Genomic DNA, 20,100 nt, shown 5'->3' with positions numbered 1-20,100 from the left:
TCGGGGTTGTGCACCTCGACACCGGCCGGGGGCGCGATGTCGGCGGCGGTGACCAGACCCGGGCCCTGCTTGCGCAGGTACATCACGACCGGCTCGTCGTGCTCCGAGGAGACGACCAGCTGCTTGATGTTGAGGATCAGGTCGGTGACGTCCTCCTTGACGCCCGGCACGGTGGTGAACTCGTGCAGGACACCGTCGATGCGGATGCTGGTGACAGCAGCGCCGGGGATCGACGACAGGAGGGTGCGGCGCAGGGAGTTGCCGAGGGTGTAGCCGAAGCCCGGCTCCAGCGGCTCGATCACGAACCGGGAGCGGAACTCGTCGACGACCTCTTCGGTCAACGAGGGACGCTGAGCGATCAGCATGTTGCGTTCCTTCAGTCAGGGGCACCCACTATTTGATGCCCTGATGCACCGGGCGGTGGCCCGATGGTGGTATGTGCAAGGGTACGGGCGATACAGCCCCGAAGAGCCGTACCGCCCGAATTCCTCAGCCCGAACCGGCCGTGTGCCGGACGCGGCGGTGATCAGCCCCGCTGCTGCGGAGCGGCCCGCCGCACCCGATCAAACGCGGCGGCGCTTCGGCGGACGGCAGCCGTTGTGCGGGGTGGGGGTGACGTCCTGGATCGAGCCGACCTCGAGGCCGGTGGCCTGGAGGGAGCGGATCGCGGTCTCACGGCCGGAGCCGGGACCCTTGACGAAGACGTCGACCTTGCGCATGCCGTGCTCCTGCGCGCGACGCGCGGCCGACTCGGCGGCCATCTGCGCGGCGAACGGGGTCGACTTGCGCGAGCCCTTGAAGCCGACGTGGCCGGCGGAGGCCCAGGAGATCACGTTGCCGGACGGGTCCGTGATCGAGACGATCGTGTTGTTGAACGTGCTCTTGATGTGGGCGTGCCCGTGAGCGACGTTCTTCTTTTCCTTGCGGCGCACCTTCTTGGCAGCGCCCTGACGACCCTTGGGGGGCATCTGTAACTCCTACGGGGAGGTGGTCGGTCCTACAGCGAAGACCGCTGATGAAGCGTTGTCCGCTGCGGACTACTTCTTGCCCGGCTTCTTCTTGCCGGCGATGGCGCGACGCGGGCCCTTGCGGGTGCGGGCGTTGGTGCTGGTGCGCTGACCGCGGACGGGCAGACCGCGGCGGTGCCGCAGACCCTGGTAGCAGCCGATCTCGACCTTGCGGCGGATGTCGGCCTGGATCTCGCGACGGAGGTCACCCTCGGTCTTGATGTTGTTGTCGACGTACTCGCGGATCGCGACGAGCTGCTCCTCGGAGAGGTCGCGAACGCGAGTGTTCGGGTCGACGCCGGTCGCTGCCAGCGTCTCCTGCGAGAGGGTCCGGCCGATGCCGAACACGTAGGTGAGGGCGACCTCCACGCGCTTTTCGCGCGGGATGTCAACACCGGAAACGCGTGCCATTCAATGGCTCCAGTTGAAATCTTCGGAGGTCTTCCGCAGGACCGATTCCCAGTCGCCGTACTAGGTACGAACTGGGTCCCCGGCCTCCGAGCCGGGGGTGTCAGACAGGGAAACCCATGCCTGGGTGCTGCGTATGAACAAATTCAGCTTGCGTCGCGCGAATCTCTGCGGGTGCAGAGGGTGCGGTCGTGCGTCAGCCCTGGCGCTGCTTGTGGCGCGGGTTCTCGCAGATGACCATGACCCGACCGTGACGGCGGATCACCCTGCACTTGTCGCAGATCTTCTTGACGCTCGGCTTGACCTTCATGGGGTGAGGTTCTCCGGGTCAGTTGCCGGCAGCCCCGCACAGGCGGGGCGTGGGCAAGATCTACTTGTAGCGGTAGACGATCCGGCCACGCGTGAGGTCGTACGGAGACAGCTCCACCACGACCCGGTCGTCAGGGAGGATGCGGATGTAGTGCATACGCATCTTGCCGCTGATGTGTGCCAGGACCTGGTGGCCGTTCTGGAGCTCGACCTTGAACATGGCGTTCGGAAGAGACTCGACGACAGTGCCCTCGATCTCGATGGCACCTTGCTTCTTGGCCACGCTTCGCCCTTCGAATCGACTACCTTGATCGACTCTGTGCGAGCGCATGCAGGCATGCGGGTGCACGAGAGCCGACGAGTCAGTCTACGTCAGCGCACCCGGAAACACGAATCGAGGAAGTCTGCCCCATGCGGGTGATCGTCATGCAAGGGGGTCCGGCGCAGCCGTGACCCCGTGCTCCGCGAGCTTGGCCCGGCCGCCGTCCACGGCCGTCAGGACCAGCGGGCCCTCCTCCGTGAGCGCGACGGAGTGCTCCCAGTGGGAGGACCAGGTGCCGTCCGTGGTGATGACGGTCCAGTCGTCCTCCAGGACCTCCGTCTTCGGGGTGCCCAGGGAGACCATCGGCTCGATGGCCAGGCAGAAGCCGGGCACCAGCTTGGAACCCTTGCCACGGCGGCGGTCGACGTAGTTCAGCAGGTGCGGGTCCATGTGCATCTCGGTGCCGATGCCGTGGCCGCCGTAGTCCTCGATGATTCCGTACCGGCCGCCACCGGGCTTCGGCTGGCGACGGATGTACGTCTCGATGGCACGGGAGACGTCGACGAGCCGGTTGCCGAGCTTCATGGCGGCGATGCCCGCCCACATCGACTCCTCGGTCACCCGGGAGAGCTCGATCAGTTCCGGGGCGTGACCTGAGCCCACGAAGGCGGTGAAGGCGGCATCGCCGTGCCAGCCGTCGACGATCGCGCCGCAGTCGATCGAGATGATGTCACCGTCCGCGAGGACGACGTCCTCGGACGGGATGCCGTGGACGACGACGTCGTTCACGGAGGTGCAGATGGTCGCGGGGAATCCGCCGTAGCCGAGGAAGTTCGACTTGGCGCCGTGCTCCGCGAGCACCTTGCGCGCGACCTCGTCCAGGTCCTTCGTCGTCGCCCCCGGCACGGCCGCCTCCCGCGTGGCCGCGTGGATGGCGGCGACGACCAGCCCTGCCGCACGCATCCTGGCGATCTGCTCGGGGGTCTTGATCTGCACCTGCACCATGAGGGCTACGGCCTTTCTGGACTTCCGGACCGCAGGGCCCGCGAACCGCGGCTCAGGGCTGCGGACCACGGACTGCGGCTGGGGACTGCGGGCGGCGGGGCAGGGCTGCGGACCGCCGGCCGCGATGGATTCCACGATACGTGGGGGTGCTCACACCCCCCACACAGCAGCCGCGGTCCCCTTCCTCAGGGAACCGCGGCTGCGGCGACGTACACACGACTACTTGTCGTCGTCCTCGCGCTTGAGCGCCTCGAGCGCCCGCTTGGTGATCTCTTCCACCGGACCCAGCGACGAGATCGTGACGACCAGTCCCTGCGCCTTGTAGTAGTCGATGATCGGCTCGGTCTGCGTGTGGTAGACCTCGAGCCGCTTGCGGACGGTGTCCTCGGAGTCGTCGTCACGCTGGTACAGCTCGCCACCGCAGACGTCGCAGACGCCTTCCTTGGCGGCGGGCTTGTACGTCACGTGGAAGACGTGCGCGGAGTCGTTGCGGCAGATGCGCCGGCCGGCGATCCGCTTGACGACCTCCTCCTCGGGCACTTCGAGGTCGAGTACCGCGTCCAGCTTGATGCTCTCGGTGTTGAGAACCTCGTCCAGCGCCTCGGCCTGCGAGACGTTGCGCGGGAAACCGTCCAGCAGGAAGCCGTTCCTGGCGTCGGGCTGCTCCATGCGGTCCTTGGCCATGGCGATGGTCACCTCGTCGGGGACGAGGTTGCCGGCGTCCATGTAGGACTTCGCGAGTTTCCCGAGCTCCGTCTGCTGGCTGATGTTGGCGCGGAACAGGTCGCCCGTGGAGATGTGGGGCACGCGCAGTTTCGCGGCGAGCAGCGTTGCCTGCGTTCCCTTACCGGCACCCGGCGGCCCGACGAGGACGATTCGCATCAGCGGAGGAACCCTTCGTAATTGCGCTGCTGGAGCTGGCTCTCGATCTGCTTCACCGTCTCCAGTCCGACACCCACGATGATCAGGATGCTGGTACCGCCGAACGGGAAGTTCTGGCTTGCCCCGAAGCCAACCAACGCCATCGTCGGGACGAGAGCAATCAGGCCCAAGTACAGCGAACCCGGCCAGGTGATCCGGTTGAGTACGTAGCTCAGGTACTCAGCGGTCGGTCGGCCAGCCCGGATGCCCGGGATGAAGCCACCATACTTCTTCATGTTGTCGGCGACTTCCTCGGGGTTGAAGGAGATCGCCACATAGAAGAACGCGAAGAAAACGATCAGCAAGAAGTACATGCTGATGTAAATCGGGTGGTCACCCTTGGTCAGGTTCTGCTCGATCCAGGTCTTCCAGCTGGAATTGCCGCCGGCGAACTGCGCCACGAGTGCCGGAATGTAGAGCAGCGAGGAAGCGAAGATGACGGGGATCACACCCGCCTGGTTGACCTTGAGCGGGATGTAGGTCGACGTACCGCCGTAGGAACGGCGGCCGATCATGCGCTTCGCGTACTGGACGGGGATACGGCGCTGAGCCTGCTCGACGAAGACCACCAGCGCGACCATGACCAGACCGACGAGGATGACGGTGCTGAACTCGATCCAGCCGTCGGCCAGGGTGCCCTGCTTCTTGATGGCCCACAGCGCGGACGGGAAGGTCGCGGCGATCGAGATGAACATCAGGATCGACATGCCGTTGCCGATACCGCGGTCGGTGATCAGCTCGCCGAGCCACATGACGACGGCCGTACCGGCGGTCATGCAGATGACCATCGTGACGGTGGTGAAGATCGCGCGGTCCGGGACGATGCTCGACGCGACCGTGCAGCCGGAGAACAGGGCGCCACTGCGGGCGGTGGCCACCAGGCCGGTGCCCTGGAGGATGGCGAGCGCCACCGTCAGGTAACGGGTGTACTGCGTGATCTTCGCCGTGCCGGACTGACCCTCCTTCTTGAGGGCCTCCAGACGCGGGATCACCACGGTCAGCAGCTGGAGAATGATGCTCGCCGTGATGTACGGCATGATGCCGAGGGCGAAGATCGTGATCTGGAGCAGCGCGCCGCCGCTGAACATGTTGACCAGACCGAAGAGGCCCTGGTTGCCGGATGCCTCGTCCACGCACTGCTGAACGGACTTGTAGTCGACCCCCGGGATGGGGATGTGGGTACCGAGCCGGTAGACCACGATGATCGCGAGCGTGAAGATCAGCTTCTTGCGCAGGTCGGGCGTCCTGAACGCCCGGGCGAACGCGGTGAGCACGGTGCCTCCTGCGACCCCCGCGCAACTGCGTCAAGGGTGACGGTCTTGAGATTCCGATGGAATGACGACTAGTGAACGGTCATCTGCCGCTCAGAGTGCCCCATGTGGAGCACCCAGGAAAGTGGGCAGTGCAGGCCACCTTACCGGCGACACCGCCCCCCTAGGAACGACCAACCGGGGATACCCCATTTGTGGGGTATCCCCGGTCGGGATCGTTCAAGTCATCGAGACGCCTGAGTGGGTCAGACGAGCTCGGTGACGGTGCCGCCGGCGGCGGTGATCTTCTCCTTGGCGGAGCCGGAGACGGCGTCGACCGTCACCTGCAGCGCCACGGAGATCTCGCCCTGGCCGAGGACCTTGACGAGGCTGTTCTTGCGAACGGCACCCTTGGCCACCAGACCCTCGACGGTGACCTCGCCACCCTCGGGGTAGAGCGCGGCCAGCTTCTCGAGGTTCACGACCTGGAACTCGGTCTTGAACGGGTTCTTGAAGCCCTTCAGCTTCGGAAGACGCATGTGGAGGGGCATCTGGCCACCCTCGAAGCGCTCCGGAACCTGGTAACGGGCCTTCGTACCCTTGGTACCACGACCGGCCGTCTTACCCTTCGACGCCTCACCACGACCGACACGGGTCTTGGCGGTCTTGGCGCCCGGGGCGGGACGAAGGTTGTGGATCTTGAGCGGGTTCTGCTCACCCATGATCAGTCGACCTCCTCGACCGTCACGAGGTGGCGGACGGTGTGCACCATGCCGCGGAACTCGGGGCGGTCCTCCTTGACGACCTGCGTGTTGATCCCCTTGAGACCAAGGGAACGCAGGGTGTCACGGTGGTTCTGCTTGCTGCCGATGTACGACTTCACCTGCGTGATCTTGAGCTGTGCCATCAGACACCAGCCCCGGCACGCGCACGGAGAAGAGCCGCGGGAGCGACGTCCTCGAGGGGCAGACCACGGCGGGCCGCGATCTCCTCGGGACGCTGCAGGCCCTTCAGGGCCGCCACGGTCGCGTGCACGATGTTGATCGCGTTGTCGGAGCCGAGCGACTTCGACAGCACGTCGTGGATACCGGCGCACTCGAGCACGGCACGCACCGGGCCACCGGCGATAACACCGGTACCGGGGGACGCGGGCTTGAGCAGCACGACGCCGGCAGCCTTCTCACCCTGGATCGGGTGCGGGATGGTGCCCTGGATACGGGGGACCTTGAAGAAGTGCTTCTTGGCCTCCTCCACACCCTTGGCGATGGCGGCCGGCACCTCCTTGGCCTTGCCGTAACCGACACCCACGGTGCCGTCACCGTCGCCCACCACGACCAGCGCGGTGAAGCTGAAGCGACGACCACCCTTCACAACCTTGGCGACGCGGTTGATCGCGACGACACGCTCGACGTAAGCGGTCTTCTCGGCGGCAGCTGCGCCGCCGTCACGGCCCTTCCGGTCCCGCCGCTCGCCGCCACCGGCACCGCTTCCACGGCGCTGGGGTCCAGCCATTGGAATTACCTCTCTCTGTTTCCGCTAGCTACGGAACCGGCTCAGAACTTCAGACCGGCTTCGCGGGCGGCGTCCGCCAGGGCGGCGATGCGCCCGGCGTACTGGTTGCCACCACGGTCGAATACGACAGCCTCGACGCCCGCGGCCTTGGCACGCTCGGCGACAAGCGCGCCGACCTGCTTGGCCTGGGCCGACTTGTCACCCTCGCCACCGCGGATCGAGGTGTCCAGGGTGGAAGCCGACGCAAGGGTGTGACCCTTGAGGTCGTCGATCACCTGGGCCACGATGTGGCGGTTGGAACGGGTAACGACCAGGCGGGGACGCTCGGCCGTGCCACCGATCCGCTTGCGGATCCGGATGTGACGGCGCTTGATCGCGGCGCGCTTGTAGGCGTCGCCCTTCAGGATCTTCTGTCCGTATGCCATGGCTTACTTACCCGCCTTTCCGACCTTGCGGCGGATGACTTCGCCCTCGTACTTGACGCCCTTGGCCTTGTACGGGTCGGGCTTGCGCAGCTTGCGGATGTTGGCCGCAACCTCGCCGACCTTCTGCTTGTCGATGCCCTCGACCTGGAAGCGGGTCGGGGTCTCCACCTTGAAGGTGATTCCCTCGGGCGCCTCGACGGTGATCGGGTGGCTGTAGCCGAGCGCGAACTCGAGGTTCGAGCCCTTGGCCGTGACGCGGTAACCGACACCGCTGATCTCGAGCTTCTTCACGTAACCCTGGGTCACGCCGGTGATCATGTTCGCCACCAGCGTGCGGGACAGGCCGTGCAGGGCCTTGTTCTGACGCTCGTCGTTCGGACGGGTGACGTTGAGCACGCCGTCCTCACCCTTGACGATGTCGATCGGCGCAACGACGGTGTGGGTCAGCGAGCCCTTGGGGCCCTTGACCGAGACCGTGCGGCCATCGATGGTGACGTCCACGCCGGCGGGAACCGTGATGGGGAGCTTGCCAATACGCGACATAGCTGTTTCCTCCGTTCCCTTCCGCTACCAGACGTAGGCGAGGACTTCCCCACCCACGCCCTTCTTGCCGGCCTGCTTGTCGGTGAGGAGACCGTGAGACGTGGAGATGATCGCCACGCCGAGGCCGCCGAGCACCTTCGGCAGGTTGGTGGACTTCGCGTAAACCCGGAGACCGGGCTTGGAAATCCGCTTGATGCCCGCGATGGAGCGCTCACGGTTGGGGCCGAACTTCAGCTCCAGGACGAGGTTCTTGCCGACCTCGGCGTCCTCGACCTTCCAGCCCGTGATGAAGCCCTCCTGCTGGAGGATCTCCGCGATGTGAGACTTGATCTTCGATGCCGGCATCGTCACGGAGTCGTGGTATGCCGAGTTCGCGTTCCGCAGACGCGTAAGCATGTCTGCGATCGGATCAGTCATGGTCATGAATTGGCCTTCGGCCTCTCTCGCCGGGGTTTCCTGTTGCGCCATCCCTCTCCCCGATCCGGGACGGGACGGGTGCGGCGCGGTGGACCTACGGCGTAGTAAGTCGTACGGGCGGCAATCAGGCGCCCAACCCTCCAAGCCTAAGCCATGGAGAGGTGGGCACCTGACACGCCCAGTGCTTACCGAGAGCCCTTGGAATCCCTAGATTTAGGGGATTACCAGGAGCTCTTGGTCACGCCCGGCAGCTCGCCACGGTGAGCCATCTCACGAAGGCACACGCGGCACAGGCCGAACTTGCGGTACACGGAGTGGGGACGGCCGCAGCGCTGGCAGCGCGTGTAGCCACGCACGCCGAACTTGGGCTTGCGAGCAGCCTTCGCGATGAGAGCCTTCTTCGCCATCTCGCTCACGCCTCCTTGAAGGGGAAGCCGAGGTGACGAAGGAGCGCGCGGCCCTCAGCGTCGTTGGTCGCCGTGGTCACCACGGTGATGTCCATACCCCGGGTGCGGTCGATCTTGTCCTGGTCGATCTCGTGGAACATGACCTGCTCCGTGAGACCGAAGGTGTAGTTGCCACGGCCGTCGAACTGCTTGGGGGACAGGCCGCGGAAGTCGCGGATGCGCGGCAGCGCGAGCGACAGGGTGCGGTCCAGGAACTCCCACATGCGGTCGCCACGGAGCGTGACGTGGGCACCGATCGGCTGGCCCTCACGCAGCTTGAACTGCGCGATGGACTTGCGGGCCTTGGTGACCTGCGGCTTCTGGCCGGTGATCGTGGTGAGGTCGCGGATGGCGCCCTCGATCAGCTTGGAGTCGCGGGCGGCGTCGCCCACACCCATGTTGACCACGATCTTCACGAGGCCGGGGATCTGCATGACGTTCTCGTACTTGAACTCGTCACGCAGCTTGCCCGCGATCTCCTCGCGGTACTTCGTCTTGAGACGCGGGGTGGTGGTGGTAGCCATCAGATGTCCTCACCCGTCCGCTTGGCAACGCGGATCTTGTTGCCCTCGTCGTCGAAGCGGTAACCGACACGCGTGACGACCTTGTTGCCGTCCTTCTCCACGACCAGCTGAACGTTGGAAACGTGGATCGGGGCCTCGGTGGTCACGATGCCGCCGGCCTGGGAACCGCGAGCGGTCGGGCCGGCCTTCGTGTGCTTCTTGACCCGGTTGACACCCTCGACCAGGACACGGTCCTCGCGGGGGAAGGCCGCGATGACCTTGCCCTGCTTGCCCTTGTCCTTACCGGTGATGACCTGGACCAGGTCGCCCTTCTTGATCTTCATGCTTACAGCACCTCCGGCGCGAGCGAGATGATCTTCATGAACTTCTTCTCGCGCAGCTCACGGCCGACAGGGCCGAAGATACGGGTGCCACGAGGGTCGCCGTCGTTCTTCAGAATGACGGCGGCGTTCTCGTCGAAGCGGATGTACGAGCCGTCCGGACGGCGGCGCTCCTTGACGGTGCGAACGATGACGGCCTTGACGACGTCACCCTTCTTCACGTTGCCGCCGGGGATCGCGTCCTTGACGGTGGCGACGATGACGTCACCGATGCCCGCGTAGCGGCGACCGGAGCCACCGAGCACACGGATGCAAAGGATCTCCTTCGCACCAGTGTTGTCGGCGACACGCAGTCGCGACTCCTGCTGGATCACGTCTATCTCCTGGTTGTCTGCCGGTTCCCGGGGCGGTTCGCACGACGGCGAACCGCCCCGAGCCTGGCGGAACTATTCCTAGGGGGTCCCCCTAGGAGGGATTACTTGGCCTTCTCGAGGATCTCGACGACGCGCCAGCGCTTCGTCGCCGACAGCGGCCGGGTCTCCGCGAGGAGGACACGGTCGCCGACGCCCGCAGCGTTCTGCTCGTCGTGGGCCTTGAGCTTGTTCGTACGGCGGATGACCTTGCCGTACAGCGCGTGCTTGACACGGTCCTCGACGGCGACGACGACGGTCTTGTCCATCTTGTCGCTGACGACGAGACCCTCACGGGTCTTGCGGAAACCGCGCGCCTCGGTGTTCTCAGTCACGTTGCTCTCGCTCATCAGGCGTTCTCCACCGTCTCGATGCCCAGCTCGCGCTCACGCATGAGGGTGTAGATCCGCGCGATGTCCTTACGGACGGCCTTGAGCCGACCGTGGTTCTCGAGCTGACCCGTCGCCGCCTGGAAGCGGAGGTTGAACAGCTCTTCCTTGGCCTCGCGAAGCTTCGCAAGAAGCTCCTCGTTGCCCAGCTCGCGCAGCTCGGACGCCTTGGTACCGGCCGACATCACGCTTCACCTGCCTCGCGCTTGACGATCCGGCACTTCATCGGCAGCTTGTGGGCTGCGCGAGTGAGGGCCTCACGGGCGATCTTCTCGTTGGGGTAGGACAGCTCGAACATGACCCGGCCCGGGTGCACGTTCGCGATCCACCACTCCGGAGAACCCTTACCGGAACCCATGCGGGTCTCGGCAGGCTTCTTCGTCAGGGGACGGTCCGGGTAGATGTTGATCCAGACCTTGCCGCCACGCTTGATGTGGCGGGTCATGGCGATACGGGCCGCCTCGATCTGGCGGTTGGTCACGTACGCCGGCGTGAGGGCCTGGATGCCGTACTCGCCGAACGCGACCGTCGTGCCGCCCTTGGCCTGACCACGGCGCTTCGGGTGGTGCTGCTTGCGGTGCTTGACCCTACGGGGGATCAGCATGTCGGTCAGGCCTCCGTTCCGGTGCTCTCAGCCGGAGCGGCGGCGGGAGCGTCGGCCTTGGGGGCCTCGGCAGCCGGAGCCGTCTGCGGCTTACGACCGCGACCGCCACGCTCGCCACCGCGGCCACCACGGCCGGCCGGGCGGTCAGCGCCGCCACGGGCCGGGCGGTTGCCCGCGCGGGCAGCAGCGTTCTCGGCGCGGACCTCGGCGATGTTCTTGACGTCGCCCTTGTAGATCCAGACCTTCACACCGATGCGGCCGAAGGTCGTCTTGGCCTCGAAGAAGCCGTAGTCCACGTTCGCGCGGAGCGTGTGCAGGGGCACACGGCCCTCGCGGTAGAACTCCGAGCGGGACATCTCGGCGCCACCGAGGCGGCCACCGCACTGGATCTTGATGCCCTTGGCGCCGGCCTTCATGGCGGACTGCATGCTCTTGCGCATGGCCCGACGGAAGGAGACGCGGGAGGAGAGCTGCTCGGCGACGGCCTGGGCAACCAGCTGAGCGTCGGTCTCGGGGTTCTTGACCTCGAGGATGTTCAGCTGGACCTGCTTGCCCGTGAGCTTCTCGAGGTCGCCGCGGATGCGGTCGGCCTCGGCGCCACGGCGGCCGATGACGATGCCCGGACGAGCGGTGTGGATGTCCACCCGCACGCGGTCACGGGTGCGCTCGATCTCAACCTTCGAGATGCCGGCGCGCTCCATGCCGGACGTCATCATCCGACGGATGGCGACGTCTTCCTTGACGTAGTCCTTGTACAGCTTGTCGGCGTACCAACGCGACTTGAAGTCGGTCGTGACACCGAGCCGGAACCCGTGCGGGTTTACCTTCTGGCCCATTACCGGGTTCCTTCCTTGCTGCTGACGACCACGGTGATGTGGCTGGTCCGCTTGCGGATCCGGTAGGCGCGGCCCTGGGCACGCGGACGGAACCGCTTCAGGGTCGGGCCCTCGTCGACGTACGCCTCGGAGATGTAGAGGCTGTCGGCGTCAGTGTGGTCGTAGTTGTGCGCGGCGTTGGCAATGGCGCTGTCCAGCACCTTGCCGACCGGCACGCTCGCGGCCTGCGGGGCGAAACGCAGGACCGCCTGAGCCTCCGTGGCATCCATGCCACGGATAAGGTCCACCACGCGGCGGGCCTTCATGGGCGTGACGCGGATGTACCGCGCCTGGGCCCTGGCTTCCATGGTTGTCCTTCCAGTGTCTGTCATGGTCAATCCACCCCGCTACTAGCGGCGCTTCGACTTCCGGTCGTCCTTGACGTGACCCCGGAAGGTGCGCGTCGGCGAGAACTCGCCGAGCTTGTGGCCGACCATCGACTCGGTGACAAACACCGGGATGTGGGTCTTGCCGTTGTGCACCGCGATCGTGTGGCCGAGCATGGCCGGGATGATCATCGAGCGACGGGACCAGGTCTTGATGACGTTCTTGGTGCCGGCCTCGTTCTGTACGTCCACCTTCTTGATCAGGTGGTCGTCGACGAAGGGCCCCTTCTTGAGACTGCGCGGCATCTAAACCCGCTCCTAGCGCTTCTTGTTCGTCTTGCGGCGGCGGACGATGTACTTGTTCGAAGCCTTCTTCGGCGAACGAGTACGACCCTCCTTCTGACCCCACGGCGAGACCGGGTGACGACCACCGGAGGTCTTGCCTTCACCACCACCGTGCGGGTGGTCAACCGGGTTCATCGCCACACCGCGAACGGTCGGGCGGACGCCCAGCCAGCGCTTGCGGCCGGCCTTGCCCCAGTTGATGTTGCTCTGCTCGGCGTTGCCGACCTCGCCGACCGTGGCGCGGCAGCGCTGGTCGACCAGGCGGATCTCACCGGAGGGCATGCGGAGGTGGGCCATGGTGCCCTCCTTCGCGAGCAGCTGCACCGAGGCACCGGCGGAGCGGGCGAACTTGGCACCGCCACCGGGACGGATCTCGATCGCGTGGATCGTGGTACCGACCGGGATGTTGCGGAGCGCCAGGTTGTTGCCCGGCTTGATGTCGGCCCCGGGACCGTTCTCGACGCGGTCACCCTGCTGCAGGTTGCGCGGGGCGAGGATGTAGCGCTTCTCGCCGTCCGCGTAGTGCAGCAGCGCGATGCGCGCGGTGCGGTTGGGGTCGTACTCGATGTGCGCGACCTTCGCCGGCACGCCGTCCTTGTCGTGACGACGGAAGTCGATCACGCGGTAGGCGCGCTTGTGTCCGCCACCCTGGTGGCGAACGGTCACACGACCGGCGTTGTTACGGCCGCCCTTGCTGTGCAGCGGGCGGACCAGCGACTTCTCCGGCGTGGACCGCGTGACCTCGACGAAGTCGGCAACGCTGGAGCCACGACGGCCCGGCGTAGTCGGCTTGTACTTGCGGATTCCCATTTCTCAGTCCTCGTCCGATATCGGACGATCCGACCCGCTTACGCGGTCGGACCGCCGAAGATGTCGATACGGTCGCCCTCGGCGAGGGTCACGATCGCGCGCTTGGTGTCCGCACGCTTGCCGAAACCGCTCTTGGTGCGCTTGCGCTTGCCCTGGCGGTTGATCGTGTTGACCCCGGTGACCTTGACCGAGAAGACCGCCTGGACGGCCTCCTTGATCTGGGTCTTGTTGGAGCCCGGCGCCACGACGAAGGTGTACTTGCCCTCGTCGAGCAGCGCGTAGCTCTTCTCCGAGACGACCGGCTTGAGGAGCACGTCACGGGGGTCCGTGAAGGACTTGCTCAGCGGCGTCTCGACGGTGTTCTTGCCCTCGGTGGCGTGGCGCTTCGCCTTGGCGACGCGCGCGGCCTTGGCGGCCTTGGCGGCCTTCGAGGCGATGCTCGGGTGACGCGTAGCCATCAGGCTTCGCTCCCTTCGGTGTCAGCGGCCTTGGGGCCAGACACGAAGGACTCGAACGCGGCCTGGGTGAAGACCACGTCGTCCGAGACGAGAACGTCGTACGTGTTCAGCTGGCCCGGCTCCAGGATGTGGACCTGGGGCAGGTTGCGGGCGGACAGCCACGCGGCCTCGTCGGTGCGCTCGGCGACCAGGAGCAGGTTCTTGCGCTCCGAGATCTTGCCGAACAGCGTCTTCGCGGCCTTGGTGGAGATGTCGCCGTCGACCACGCCGGAAACGACGTGGATGCGGTTGTGACGCGCCCGGTCGGTGAGGGCGTGGCGCAGGGCCGCGGCCTTCATCTTCTTGGGGGTGCGCTGCGAGTAGTCGCGCGGCACGGGACCGTGCACGACGCCACCACCGGCGAACTGCGGCGCGCGGGTCGAACCCTGACGGGCGCGACCGGTGCCCTTCTGGCGGTAAGGCTTCTTGCCACCGCCGCGGACCTCGCCACGCGTCTTGGTCTTGTGGGTGCCCTGGCGGGCAGCGGCCAGCTGCGCGACGACGACCTGGTGGATCAGCGGGATGCTGATCTTCTCCACGTCGAAGATCTCCGCGGGGAGCTCGACCGTACCGGCCTTGTCGCCAGCAGGCGACAGGATGTCAACAGTGCTCATCGGTTACCTCAGGCCCCCTTGGCCGCGGTGCGGACCAGGACGAGGCCGCCGTTCGGACCGGGAACCGCGCCCTTGATGAGCAGCAGACCCTTCTCCGCGTCAACGGCGTGGACGGTCAGGTTCTGGGTGGTGACCCGCTCGTTGCCCATGCGACCCGCCATGCGGAGGCCCTTGAACACACGGCCCGGGGTGGCACAGCCACCGATGGAGCCGGGAGAGCGGTGCTTGCGCTGGGTGCCGTGACCGGCGCCGAGGCCCTTGAAGTTGTGACGCTTCATGACACCGGCGAAGCCCTTGCCCTTGCTCTTGCCGGTCACGTCCACCTTGACGCCGGCCTCGAACACCTCGGCGGTGATCTCCTGGCCGAGGGTGTACTCGCTGGCGTCAGCGGTACGGATCTCGACGAGGTGGCGGCGGGGGGTGACGTCGGCCTTCGCGAAGTGGCCCTTGAGGGGCTTGTTCACCTTGCGCGGGTCGATCTCGCCGAACGCGATCTGGACGGACTCGTAGCCGTCGACGTCGTTCGTGCGGACCTGGGTGACGACGTTGGGGCCGGCCTTGACGACGGTGACCGGAACAACGCGGTTGTTCTCGTCCCACACCTGCGTCATGCCGAGCTTCTCGCCCAGGATGCCCTTGATCTGCTTAGCCATTCTCAGATCACCGATCCCTAGAGCTTGATCTCGATGTCGACACCGGCCGGGAGGTCGAGTCGCATCAGAGAGTCAACGGTCTTGGGCGTGGGGTCGAGGATGTCGATGAGGCGCTTGTGCGTGCGCATCTCGAAGTGCTCGCGCGAGTCCTTGTACTTGTGCGGCGACTTGATGACGCAGTACACGTTCTTCTCGGTGGGGAGCGGCACCGGGCCCGCGACCGACGCACCAGTGCGGGTCACCGTCTCGACGATCTTCTTCGCCGAGGAGTCGATGACCTCGTGGTCGTAGGCCTTGAGCCGGATGCGGATCTTCTGTCCCGCCATGGCTACTCAGTAGTCCTTTGTCTCGATATAACGCTCTGGCACCCAGGGGTTCGCGTCCCGACCTCCGACCCACGCGGTCGGGTGTGTCGCGCTCCTGGCGACAGAGATCCGTAATGGATTTCCCTACCAGGGACGCGGCTCCGCCCGAAAGCAACCGCAGGACCGGGGGCTGAAACACCCACCGGGCGCCTGGCCTGCACCCCGCTGACACTTCCCGGAAGATTCCCGTACGTCCGCCCTAGCGCTACCTCGCGGCAGATGGGGCGACGAGTACTGTGGGACTCGCTTCCAGTCCTCCCGACGGGAGGCGCGCAGCATCGGCACTCGACCGAGCAACTCCGACAGTCTGCCATAAGGGGCAGGTCCTCCGCCAATCGAGCCGGAGAGAATACCCCGAACGTGACGCAGGTCAAACGCCGAGCCGGTCGGGCGCGAGTCTTCCGGGGCCCGGGCGTCAGACCGGCCACCGTGAACCCGTTCCAGGGCCACGGGTAACAAGGGGCGTATCCGACCGACGGCAGACACGGAGACCGCGTGAACAGCCCCCCTGGCAGATGTGACGAGGACGCCTCCGTCATCGCCGACTCCCTGACCCGTCCCGAAGTGTTCGGGGAGCTCTTCCACCGGTACGCGGCGGTGATCCACCGGTACGCGGCCCGCCGGCTGGGTGAGGACGCGGCCGAGGACATCACCGCCGAGACCTTCCTGGCCGCGTTCCGCGCCCGCGGGCGCTATGACCTCTCGCGCGCCAGCGCCCGCCCCTGGCTGTACGGGATCGCCGCCAACCTCATCGGCAAGCAGCGCCGCACCGAAGTACAGGCGCTCAGGGCCCTGGCCCGCACGGGACACGACCCCGTGGCCGACTCCTGGACCGACCGCAGCGACAGCCGCGTCACCGCCGAGGCCGCGCAGGCCCGGCTGGCCGGCGCGCTCGCCGGACTCTCCCGGGGCGACCGGGACGTCCTGCTGCTGATCGCCTGGGCGGACCTCGGCTACCAGGAGGTCGCCGAGGCGCTGTCCATCCCGGTGGGCACGGTGCGTTCCCGCCTCAACCGGGCGCGCCGCAAGGTCCGCCTGGCACTCGGTGGCGAGGACCCCACGTTCGTACGCGACACCCAGGAGGTGATCAGCCATGGCTGAACCGGCGATGGAGGAGATGGCGGCCGTCCGGCGGCTGCGCACCGACGCTCCCGTGCCCGACCACGCCCAGCTCACCCCGGCGCGCCAGCGGCTCCTGGACGAGATCGCCCGCCCCCGGCGCAGACACGGCGGCTGGCAGCTCAGGGCGCTCGGCGCGGTCGCCGCGGTGGTGGCCGCGGCCCTGCTCTCCACGCTGACGCTGTGGGGGGAGCACACGACACCGGTCGAGCCGGCGGCACCCATCGGACCGCACCAGTGGGTGTACGTGAAGTACCAGTACACCCAGTGCAAGTCGGACGTGATCGGGCCGGGGTGCAGCGAGGTAACCGAGCTCTACATGGACCCTGGAGGGGATCCGTGTACAGCGAACCCGGCCCGATCCCACAACGGCGAGGAATGGAACCGCTACGACGGCCGGTGGCAGGCTTTCGCGCGCTCGAACGGTGCCGCCGTGGACGTACGTGACCGCCCCACCGGTGTCCTCCTGTCGCCCAAGGCCGACGACGCACTGGTGGCGGACCTGCCGGACGACCCCGACGCCGCGCTGCGGCTGATCCTCAAGCGGTCCCCCCTCGACCGCGCCGTCTACAAGAAGAGGCAGACCCAGGCCCAGCGCGACTTCGACCACGTCGTCGACGTTCTCTGCGGAGCCACGGTCGTCCCCGCCGACAAGGCCCGCACGATCCGCCGCGTCCTCACCGGACTCGCCGGAGCCACCGAGCCCGTCAGCACGACCGACGGTGCGGGGCGCAAGGTCCTGGCGTTCGGCGTGGACGGGAACTTCCGCGACTACGCATGGGAGCGCAACAGCAGGCAGGTGCTGCTCGACCCGGAGACCTTCGCCTTCCGAGGTGTCCGCTGGGTGGCCGGACTGGACTACTACGCAGGCAGCAAGGCCGCCGGCGACCCGTTCGTCCCGAAGGGCGCGGTCGTCGGCATGGCCACCCGTCTCCGTACCGTCGTCGTGGACAAGGCGGGCGAGCGCGGCTAAAGGAATCAGGCCTGGGCGGCGAAGCCGACGAACGCCGTCCAGGCCTCGGGGGCCATCGCCAGACGGGCACCGCCCGGGTTCTTGGAGTCACGGATGTGGATCCGGGTGGGGGTGGGGGCTATTTCGACGCAGTCACCGGCTTCGCTGCTGCTGCTGTAGCTGCTCTTGAACCACATCAGTCCCGAGGCATCCTCGGGGGAGTTCACATGGATCATGTCTCTCCCAGCACTTGCTCGATAAAGTCCAACGACTCCCTCGGGGTGAGGGCTTGGGCCCGGATGATGCCATAGCGCAGCTCCAAGATCCGCAGATCCTTCGGGTCCGAGACAGGGCGACCGTTGAAGGCGCCGTCGGATCGCCCGACCGCCGTACCGTCACCGAATTTGAGCACCTCGATAAGCCCCTGCATCCCGGCGTGATCCTCTCGGTCGGTCGGCATGACCTGAAGCGACACATTCCGCAACTGGCCGACTTGCAGAAGGTGTTCGAGCTGGCGACGCAGCTTCATCTTCCCCCCGATCGGGCGCCGTAGTGTCACCTCTTCCTGGATGAAGCTCATCGACGGGGCGGGCGACCGCTCGTAGATCACCTTCCTGCTCATGCGCGCAGCGGTCTCACGCTCCACCACCTCCTGCGGGTAGGCAGGCTGGCGCGTCTCGAACAGCGCCTGCGCATACTCGGGCGTCTGCAACAACCCATGGATGTTGTGGTTGCTGTAGAGCAGCAGCTCGACCGCCCGCTCCTCCAGCATCTTCAGTTCGCGCACCTTCTTCGGGTACCGGGCCTTCTCCATGTCCTCCTTGAAGGCCCTGAGGCGTCCGCCGGCGTTCAGGACGTCGTCCGCGCGCTCCAGGAAGTCCGCCCGGGGGATCCGCGCCCCGCGCTCCACCTTGCGGACCAGGTCCTCCCCGTAACCGATGGCCCGCCCGAACTCGACCACCCGCATCCCGGCCGCCTCCCGCCAGAGCCTGATCTGGCGGCCGGTCGCCTCGACCACCGGGGCGATCTCGTCCTCCGGGCTGACGTCCCACCCCGGCTCGTCCGCGCTCTCGCTGCTCATACCCACCCACCTCCAACGCCCACCGTTCCCGTACGACACCCGGGACAGCCGGGACAGATCAGGACAGCGACCGGACAGTCCCGGTACGCACAGGCGTCATCGCAGCTCACAGTAGGCAAGGTCGGACACGCTGAGTGACGTGAATCAGGAAACCGCCGGGCCGGAGGCCCAACGCGTCGAACCCGTCCGCAACTTCAGCGTGCTGCTGTCCCCCACGCCACGCGGTGCCCGTCTGGCCAGACTGCTAGCCACCGAACAACTGCGCTCCTGGGACCTGCCGTTGAGCCCGGCCGACCAGATCGTCGCCGAGCTCGCGAACAACGCGGCGACGCACGGCCGCGTACCGGGACGCAACTTCCGCCTCACGCTGTACGTCGTCGGCGACACCCTGCGCATCGAGGTCACAGACACCCGCGACGACCGTCGGCCGCTGCTCCAACACCCCGCCAGGGAAGTCGAGTCGGGCCGGGGACTGCTGCTGATCGACGCCCTCGCCGACCGCTGGGGCAGCGCCTCCGGGCCGCGCCCACGCAAGATCGTCTGGGCCGAACTGAGACTCCGGGAACCGAAGCCTGAGGAATCGCGCTCCGGTGCGGCCAGCGGTCTTTTCCAAGAACCACCGAGGAGAAAGAAACCGCACCAAGCCCCACCCCTCCCGCCCGCAGAGCGGGCTCACTCCCGCGAGTGAATATGCCCAACTGGGCTGGATTTGAGAGGGGTTGCCTGCCTTACGCTCAGCGCGGCACAGCACCACCGCAGACATACGGCGGCCCCCGCAGGGACTGGCATCCCAGTGCGAGGGCCTGACCACCGAGGAATCGACCTTCCCGATGGACACCAAAAACCTTAGCGCGCCAGCGCGCACCCGGTCCCACGCTCCAGGCAAGAATCACCCGGACCGACGGCATTCGCACTCCGGCATCGTCCACGACAACGCCCGCCACACCACCCGCTTCACGGTGATCGGCAACCATCTCGCCCAGCACCGGGAGCTGTCGCTGCTGGCGATCGGACTGGCCGTGCACATCCAGTCCCTCCCGGCCGGTGCCCTCGTCGACATCAAGACCCTCGCAACCCGCTTCCCCGAAGGCACGACCCGGATCGCCGCCGCTCTACGCGAGTTGGAGGCCCATGGCTACCTCCGGCGTACCCGTGAGCGCGTTCCCGGCGGCCGGATCGTCACCCGTACGGTCTCCTGCAACCAGCCCGGACGCCATGAAGCGGCAGACGCCACGGCGCACAGGCCGCCCGCCCGACGCCCGGCCCCGGCCGAACGCCCGCCCCGCAAGGCACTCCCTGCCGTCCCGAAGCCCGCGAACTCCTCCCCCGCCCTCATCCAGACAGCCATCGACCTCCTCGCAAGCCTGCGCCGCACGGACCCCCGGCTCCTCCTCTCCGCCACCGACGCCGAGCACCTCGCCCCCGGTGTCGTCGCCTGGCTGGAGCGCGAGTTCACACCCACCGCCGTACGCCACGCCCTGACGAGCACTCTGCCGGACGAACCCCTGCACCGCCCGGCCGCCCTGTTGGCCCACCGCCTCGCCGCCCAGCTACCGCCCCTGCCCCCGTTCCGTGCCCCCTCACCGCCACCGGCCGTCCGGCATCCGCTCCGGAACTGCGACGGCTGCGACAGAGGGATCCGCATGGCCGAGCCCGGACTGTGCCGCGACTGCCGATCCGATCCCCCGGAGGCCGCCTAGCATGAACGTGA

At 66.9% G+C, this 20,100-nt stretch carries 35 protein-coding genes; 4 read left to right on the top strand and 31 right to left on the bottom strand.

Annotated features, from left to right (window positions below; all coding sequences use genetic code 11):
- The 29 genes from ABT085_RS05695 to rpsJ form a co-directional block, all read right to left on the bottom strand.
- A partial coding sequence (locus tag ABT085_RS05695; protein ID WP_467593142.1) for a DNA-directed RNA polymerase subunit alpha occupies positions 1–365 on the bottom strand: 365 nt, incomplete at its 3' end.
- Between the two features lie 198 nt (positions 366–563).
- Complete coding sequence (gene rpsK / locus ABT085_RS05690; protein WP_003956432.1) at positions 564–968, bottom strand: 30S ribosomal protein S11; 405 nt, start codon at positions 966–968, stop codon at positions 564–566.
- A gap of 69 nt (positions 969–1,037) precedes the next feature.
- The gene (gene rpsM / locus ABT085_RS05685) at positions 1,038–1,418 is read right to left on the bottom strand and encodes a 30S ribosomal protein S13 (protein WP_030811707.1); all 381 of its coding nucleotides are present in this window, start codon (positions 1,416–1,418) and stop codon (positions 1,038–1,040) included.
- Positions 1,419–1,611: 193 nt separating this feature from the next.
- Positions 1,612–1,725, bottom strand: a complete 114-nt coding sequence (gene rpmJ / locus ABT085_RS05680; RefSeq protein WP_003998809.1) for a 50S ribosomal protein L36 — start codon at positions 1,723–1,725, stop codon at positions 1,612–1,614.
- A gap of 60 nt (positions 1,726–1,785) precedes the next feature.
- Positions 1,786–2,007 (bottom strand): translation initiation factor IF-1, encoded by a 222-nt coding sequence (gene infA, locus ABT085_RS05675; protein WP_003948620.1) that lies wholly within the window; start codon positions 2,005–2,007, stop codon positions 1,786–1,788.
- 141 nt (positions 2,008–2,148) lie between these two features.
- Positions 2,149–2,991 (bottom strand): type I methionyl aminopeptidase, encoded by an 843-nt coding sequence (gene map / locus ABT085_RS05670; protein ID WP_351602494.1) that lies wholly within the window; start codon positions 2,989–2,991, stop codon positions 2,149–2,151.
- Positions 2,992–3,210: 219 nt separating this feature from the next.
- Positions 3,211–3,873, bottom strand: coding sequence for an adenylate kinase (locus tag ABT085_RS05665; RefSeq protein WP_351602492.1), 663 nt, complete (start codon positions 3,871–3,873; stop codon positions 3,211–3,213).
- Positions 3,873–5,186: a preprotein translocase subunit SecY gene (gene secY / locus ABT085_RS05660; protein ID WP_351602490.1), complete on the bottom strand. Its 1,314-nt coding sequence runs from the start codon at positions 5,184–5,186 to the stop codon at positions 3,873–3,875. Before secY ends, ABT085_RS05665 begins: the two co-directional genes overlap by 1 nt.
- Positions 5,187–5,428: 242 nt before the next feature.
- Entirely contained in the window at positions 5,429–5,884 is a 456-nt protein-coding gene (rplO, locus tag ABT085_RS05655; protein WP_351602488.1) for a 50S ribosomal protein L15, read from the bottom strand.
- Between the two features lie 2 nt (positions 5,885–5,886).
- On the bottom strand, positions 5,887–6,069 hold the full coding sequence (gene rpmD / locus ABT085_RS05650) for a 50S ribosomal protein L30 (protein ID WP_003974250.1): 183 nt from the start codon (positions 6,067–6,069) through the stop codon (positions 5,887–5,889).
- Entirely contained in the window at positions 6,069–6,674 is a 606-nt protein-coding gene (gene rpsE / locus ABT085_RS05645) for a 30S ribosomal protein S5 (RefSeq protein WP_094054455.1), read from the bottom strand. Before rpsE ends, rpmD begins: the two co-directional genes overlap by 1 nt.
- A 41-nt stretch (positions 6,675–6,715) precedes the next feature.
- Positions 6,716–7,099, bottom strand: a complete 384-nt coding sequence (gene rplR / locus ABT085_RS05640) for a 50S ribosomal protein L18 (RefSeq protein WP_152888011.1) — start codon at positions 7,097–7,099, stop codon at positions 6,716–6,718.
- Between the two features lie 3 nt (positions 7,100–7,102).
- Positions 7,103–7,642, bottom strand: a complete 540-nt coding sequence (rplF, locus tag ABT085_RS05635; protein ID WP_317444886.1) for a 50S ribosomal protein L6 — start codon at positions 7,640–7,642, stop codon at positions 7,103–7,105.
- 24 nt (positions 7,643–7,666) lie between these two features.
- Entirely contained in the window at positions 7,667–8,065 is a 399-nt protein-coding gene (rpsH, locus tag ABT085_RS05630) for a 30S ribosomal protein S8 (protein ID WP_007384075.1), read from the bottom strand.
- A 215-nt stretch (positions 8,066–8,280) separates the two neighbouring features.
- Entirely contained in the window at positions 8,281–8,466 is a 186-nt protein-coding gene (locus tag ABT085_RS05625) for a type Z 30S ribosomal protein S14 (protein WP_003948630.1), read from the bottom strand.
- Between the two features lie 5 nt (positions 8,467–8,471).
- Positions 8,472–9,029, bottom strand: a complete 558-nt coding sequence (gene rplE / locus ABT085_RS05620) for a 50S ribosomal protein L5 (protein ID WP_189958138.1) — start codon at positions 9,027–9,029, stop codon at positions 8,472–8,474.
- Entirely contained in the window at positions 9,029–9,352 is a 324-nt protein-coding gene (gene rplX, locus ABT085_RS05615; protein ID WP_003992365.1) for a 50S ribosomal protein L24, read from the bottom strand. Before rplX ends, rplE begins: the two co-directional genes overlap by 1 nt.
- A gap of 2 nt (positions 9,353–9,354) precedes the next feature.
- Entirely contained in the window at positions 9,355–9,723 is a 369-nt protein-coding gene (gene rplN, locus ABT085_RS05610) for a 50S ribosomal protein L14 (RefSeq protein WP_003998823.1), read from the bottom strand.
- 101 nt (positions 9,724–9,824) lie between these two features.
- Entirely contained in the window at positions 9,825–10,109 is a 285-nt protein-coding gene (rpsQ, locus tag ABT085_RS05605; protein WP_152888004.1) for a 30S ribosomal protein S17, read from the bottom strand.
- Complete coding sequence (rpmC, locus tag ABT085_RS05600; protein ID WP_007494763.1) at positions 10,109–10,333, bottom strand: 50S ribosomal protein L29; 225 nt, start codon at positions 10,331–10,333, stop codon at positions 10,109–10,111. Before rpmC ends, rpsQ begins: the two co-directional genes overlap by 1 nt.
- The gene (rplP, locus tag ABT085_RS05595) at positions 10,333–10,752 is read right to left on the bottom strand and encodes a 50S ribosomal protein L16 (protein WP_004927269.1); all 420 of its coding nucleotides are present in this window, start codon (positions 10,750–10,752) and stop codon (positions 10,333–10,335) included. Before rplP ends, rpmC begins: the two co-directional genes overlap by 1 nt.
- 5 nt (positions 10,753–10,757) lie before the next feature.
- Positions 10,758–11,588, bottom strand: a complete 831-nt coding sequence (rpsC, locus tag ABT085_RS05590) for a 30S ribosomal protein S3 (RefSeq protein ID WP_152888002.1) — start codon at positions 11,586–11,588, stop codon at positions 10,758–10,760.
- A complete protein-coding gene (gene rplV, locus ABT085_RS05585) occupies positions 11,588–11,935 on the bottom strand; it encodes a 50S ribosomal protein L22 (protein WP_019329637.1) in 348 nt (115 codons plus the stop codon). The genes rpsC and rplV overlap by 1 nt, the downstream gene beginning before the upstream one ends.
- Positions 11,936–11,977: 42 nt before the next feature.
- A complete protein-coding gene (gene rpsS / locus ABT085_RS05580) occupies positions 11,978–12,259 on the bottom strand; it encodes a 30S ribosomal protein S19 (RefSeq protein WP_005481224.1) in 282 nt (93 codons plus the stop codon).
- 12 nt (positions 12,260–12,271) lie between these two features.
- Positions 12,272–13,108 carry a 50S ribosomal protein L2 gene (gene rplB, locus ABT085_RS05575; RefSeq protein ID WP_030039757.1) on the bottom strand — a complete coding sequence of 279 codons (837 nt, stop codon included), beginning with the start codon at positions 13,106–13,108 and terminating at the stop codon, positions 12,272–12,274.
- Positions 13,109–13,146: 38 nt separating this feature from the next.
- Positions 13,147–13,566 carry a 50S ribosomal protein L23 gene (gene rplW, locus ABT085_RS05570; RefSeq protein ID WP_152888000.1) on the bottom strand — a complete coding sequence of 140 codons (420 nt, stop codon included), beginning with the start codon at positions 13,564–13,566 and terminating at the stop codon, positions 13,147–13,149.
- The gene (rplD, locus tag ABT085_RS05565) at positions 13,566–14,219 is read right to left on the bottom strand and encodes a 50S ribosomal protein L4 (protein WP_351602483.1); all 654 of its coding nucleotides are present in this window, start codon (positions 14,217–14,219) and stop codon (positions 13,566–13,568) included. Before rplD ends, rplW begins: the two co-directional genes overlap by 1 nt.
- An 8-nt stretch (positions 14,220–14,227) precedes the next feature.
- The gene (gene rplC, locus ABT085_RS05560) at positions 14,228–14,872 is read right to left on the bottom strand and encodes a 50S ribosomal protein L3 (RefSeq protein WP_129307396.1); all 645 of its coding nucleotides are present in this window, start codon (positions 14,870–14,872) and stop codon (positions 14,228–14,230) included.
- Between the two features lie 17 nt (positions 14,873–14,889).
- Positions 14,890–15,198 carry a 30S ribosomal protein S10 gene (rpsJ, locus tag ABT085_RS05555; protein ID WP_003948644.1) on the bottom strand — a complete coding sequence of 103 codons (309 nt, stop codon included), beginning with the start codon at positions 15,196–15,198 and terminating at the stop codon, positions 14,890–14,892.
- A 534-nt stretch (positions 15,199–15,732) separates the two neighbouring features.
- On the opposite strand from rpsJ, the gene ABT085_RS05550 reads away from it, so the two are divergent.
- Complete coding sequence (locus tag ABT085_RS05550; protein WP_351602480.1) at positions 15,733–16,338, top strand: RNA polymerase sigma factor; 606 nt, start codon at positions 15,733–15,735, stop codon at positions 16,336–16,338.
- Positions 16,331–17,329 (top strand): hypothetical protein, encoded by a 999-nt coding sequence (locus ABT085_RS05545; RefSeq protein ID WP_351602478.1) that lies wholly within the window; start codon positions 16,331–16,333, stop codon positions 17,327–17,329. Before ABT085_RS05550 ends, ABT085_RS05545 begins: the two co-directional genes overlap by 8 nt.
- Positions 17,330–17,334: 5 nt before the next feature.
- On the opposite strand, the gene ABT085_RS05540 is transcribed toward ABT085_RS05545, so the two are convergent.
- Together ABT085_RS05540 and ABT085_RS05535 are read right to left on the bottom strand one after the other, a co-directional pair.
- Entirely contained in the window at positions 17,335–17,544 is a 210-nt protein-coding gene (locus ABT085_RS05540) for a DUF397 domain-containing protein (RefSeq protein WP_351602476.1), read from the bottom strand.
- On the bottom strand, positions 17,541–18,389 hold the full coding sequence (locus ABT085_RS05535) for a helix-turn-helix domain-containing protein (RefSeq protein WP_351602472.1): 849 nt from the start codon (positions 18,387–18,389) through the stop codon (positions 17,541–17,543). The genes ABT085_RS05540 and ABT085_RS05535 overlap by 4 nt, the downstream gene beginning before the upstream one ends.
- Before the next feature lie 139 nt (positions 18,390–18,528).
- Between ABT085_RS05535 and ABT085_RS05530 the strand changes: the two genes are divergently transcribed.
- The gene (locus ABT085_RS05530) at positions 18,529–19,077 is read left to right on the top strand and encodes an ATP-binding protein (RefSeq protein ID WP_351602467.1); all 549 of its coding nucleotides are present in this window, start codon (positions 18,529–18,531) and stop codon (positions 19,075–19,077) included.
- A gap of 142 nt (positions 19,078–19,219) precedes the next feature.
- Positions 19,220–20,089 (top strand): helix-turn-helix domain-containing protein, encoded by an 870-nt coding sequence (locus tag ABT085_RS05525; protein WP_351602465.1) that lies wholly within the window; start codon positions 19,220–19,222, stop codon positions 20,087–20,089.
- Positions 20,090–20,100 lie beyond the last annotated feature (11 nt).

Source organism: Streptomyces sp. NPDC002265 (assembly GCF_040296125.1).
Taxonomy (GTDB): Bacteria; Actinomycetota; Actinomycetes; order Streptomycetales; family Streptomycetaceae; genus Streptomyces.
Note: the sequence above shows the minus strand (reverse complement) of the source record. Positions and strands in the feature narration are given on the sequence as shown.

Coding starts and splice junctions, on each gene's coding strand:
- rplE (WP_189958138.1), bottom strand. CDS start 9,029: ATGGCTACCACCACCACCCCGCGTCTCAAGACGAAGTACCGCGAGGAG.
- rpsE (WP_094054455.1), bottom strand. CDS start 6,674: ATGGCTGGACCCCAGCGCCGTGGAAGCGGTGCCGGTGGCGGCGAGCGG.
- rpmC (WP_007494763.1), bottom strand. CDS start 10,333: ATGTCGGCCGGTACCAAGGCGTCCGAGCTGCGCGAGCTGGGCAACGAG.
- ABT085_RS05540 (WP_351602476.1), bottom strand. CDS start 17,544: ATGATCCATGTGAACTCCCCCGAGGATGCCTCGGGACTGATGTGGTTC.
- rplF (WP_317444886.1), bottom strand. CDS start 7,642: ATGTCGCGTATTGGCAAGCTCCCCATCACGGTTCCCGCCGGCGTGGAC.
- rplX (WP_003992365.1), bottom strand. CDS start 9,352: ATGAAGATCAAGAAGGGCGACCTGGTCCAGGTCATCACCGGTAAGGAC.
- rpsJ (WP_003948644.1), bottom strand. CDS start 15,198: ATGGCGGGACAGAAGATCCGCATCCGGCTCAAGGCCTACGACCACGAG.
- ABT085_RS05535 (WP_351602472.1), bottom strand. CDS start 18,389: ATGAGCAGCGAGAGCGCGGACGAGCCGGGGTGGGACGTCAGCCCGGAG.
- rplR (WP_152888011.1), bottom strand. CDS start 7,099: ATGGCATACGGACAGAAGATCCTGAAGGGCGACGCCTACAAGCGCGCC.
- rplD (WP_351602483.1), bottom strand. CDS start 14,219: ATGAGCACTGTTGACATCCTGTCGCCTGCTGGCGACAAGGCCGGTACG.
- rplO (WP_351602488.1), bottom strand. CDS start 5,884: ATGGGTGAGCAGAACCCGCTCAAGATCCACAACCTTCGTCCCGCCCCG.
- ABT085_RS05545 (WP_351602478.1), top strand. CDS start 16,331: ATGGCTGAACCGGCGATGGAGGAGATGGCGGCCGTCCGGCGGCTGCGC.
- rplB (WP_030039757.1), bottom strand. CDS start 13,108: ATGGGAATCCGCAAGTACAAGCCGACTACGCCGGGCCGTCGTGGCTCC.
- ABT085_RS05625 (WP_003948630.1), bottom strand. CDS start 8,466: ATGGCGAAGAAGGCTCTCATCGCGAAGGCTGCTCGCAAGCCCAAGTTC.
- rplW (WP_152888000.1), bottom strand. CDS start 13,566: ATGGCTACGCGTCACCCGAGCATCGCCTCGAAGGCCGCCAAGGCCGCC.
- rpmD (WP_003974250.1), bottom strand. CDS start 6,069: ATGGCACAGCTCAAGATCACGCAGGTGAAGTCGTACATCGGCAGCAAG.
- ABT085_RS05665 (WP_351602492.1), bottom strand. CDS start 3,873: ATGCGAATCGTCCTCGTCGGGCCGCCGGGTGCCGGTAAGGGAACGCAG.
- ABT085_RS05525 (WP_351602465.1), top strand. CDS start 19,220: ATGGACACCAAAAACCTTAGCGCGCCAGCGCGCACCCGGTCCCACGCT.
- rpsM (WP_030811707.1), bottom strand. CDS start 1,418: ATGGCACGCGTTTCCGGTGTTGACATCCCGCGCGAAAAGCGCGTGGAG.
- rpsK (WP_003956432.1), bottom strand. CDS start 968: ATGCCCCCCAAGGGTCGTCAGGGCGCTGCCAAGAAGGTGCGCCGCAAG.
- rpmJ (WP_003998809.1), bottom strand. CDS start 1,725: ATGAAGGTCAAGCCGAGCGTCAAGAAGATCTGCGACAAGTGCAGGGTG.
- rpsH (WP_007384075.1), bottom strand. CDS start 8,065: ATGACCATGACTGATCCGATCGCAGACATGCTTACGCGTCTGCGGAAC.
- rplV (WP_019329637.1), bottom strand. CDS start 11,935: ATGGAAGCCAGGGCCCAGGCGCGGTACATCCGCGTCACGCCCATGAAG.
- rpsS (WP_005481224.1), bottom strand. CDS start 12,259: ATGCCGCGCAGTCTCAAGAAGGGGCCCTTCGTCGACGACCACCTGATC.
- rplC (WP_129307396.1), bottom strand. CDS start 14,872: ATGGCTAAGCAGATCAAGGGCATCCTGGGCGAGAAGCTCGGCATGACG.
- rpsQ (WP_152888004.1), bottom strand. CDS start 10,109: ATGAGCGAGAGCAACGTGACTGAGAACACCGAGGCGCGCGGTTTCCGC.
- rplP (WP_004927269.1), bottom strand. CDS start 10,752: ATGCTGATCCCCCGTAGGGTCAAGCACCGCAAGCAGCACCACCCGAAG.
- map (WP_351602494.1), bottom strand. CDS start 2,991: ATGGTGCAGGTGCAGATCAAGACCCCCGAGCAGATCGCCAGGATGCGT.
- rpsC (WP_152888002.1), bottom strand. CDS start 11,588: ATGGGCCAGAAGGTAAACCCGCACGGGTTCCGGCTCGGTGTCACGACC.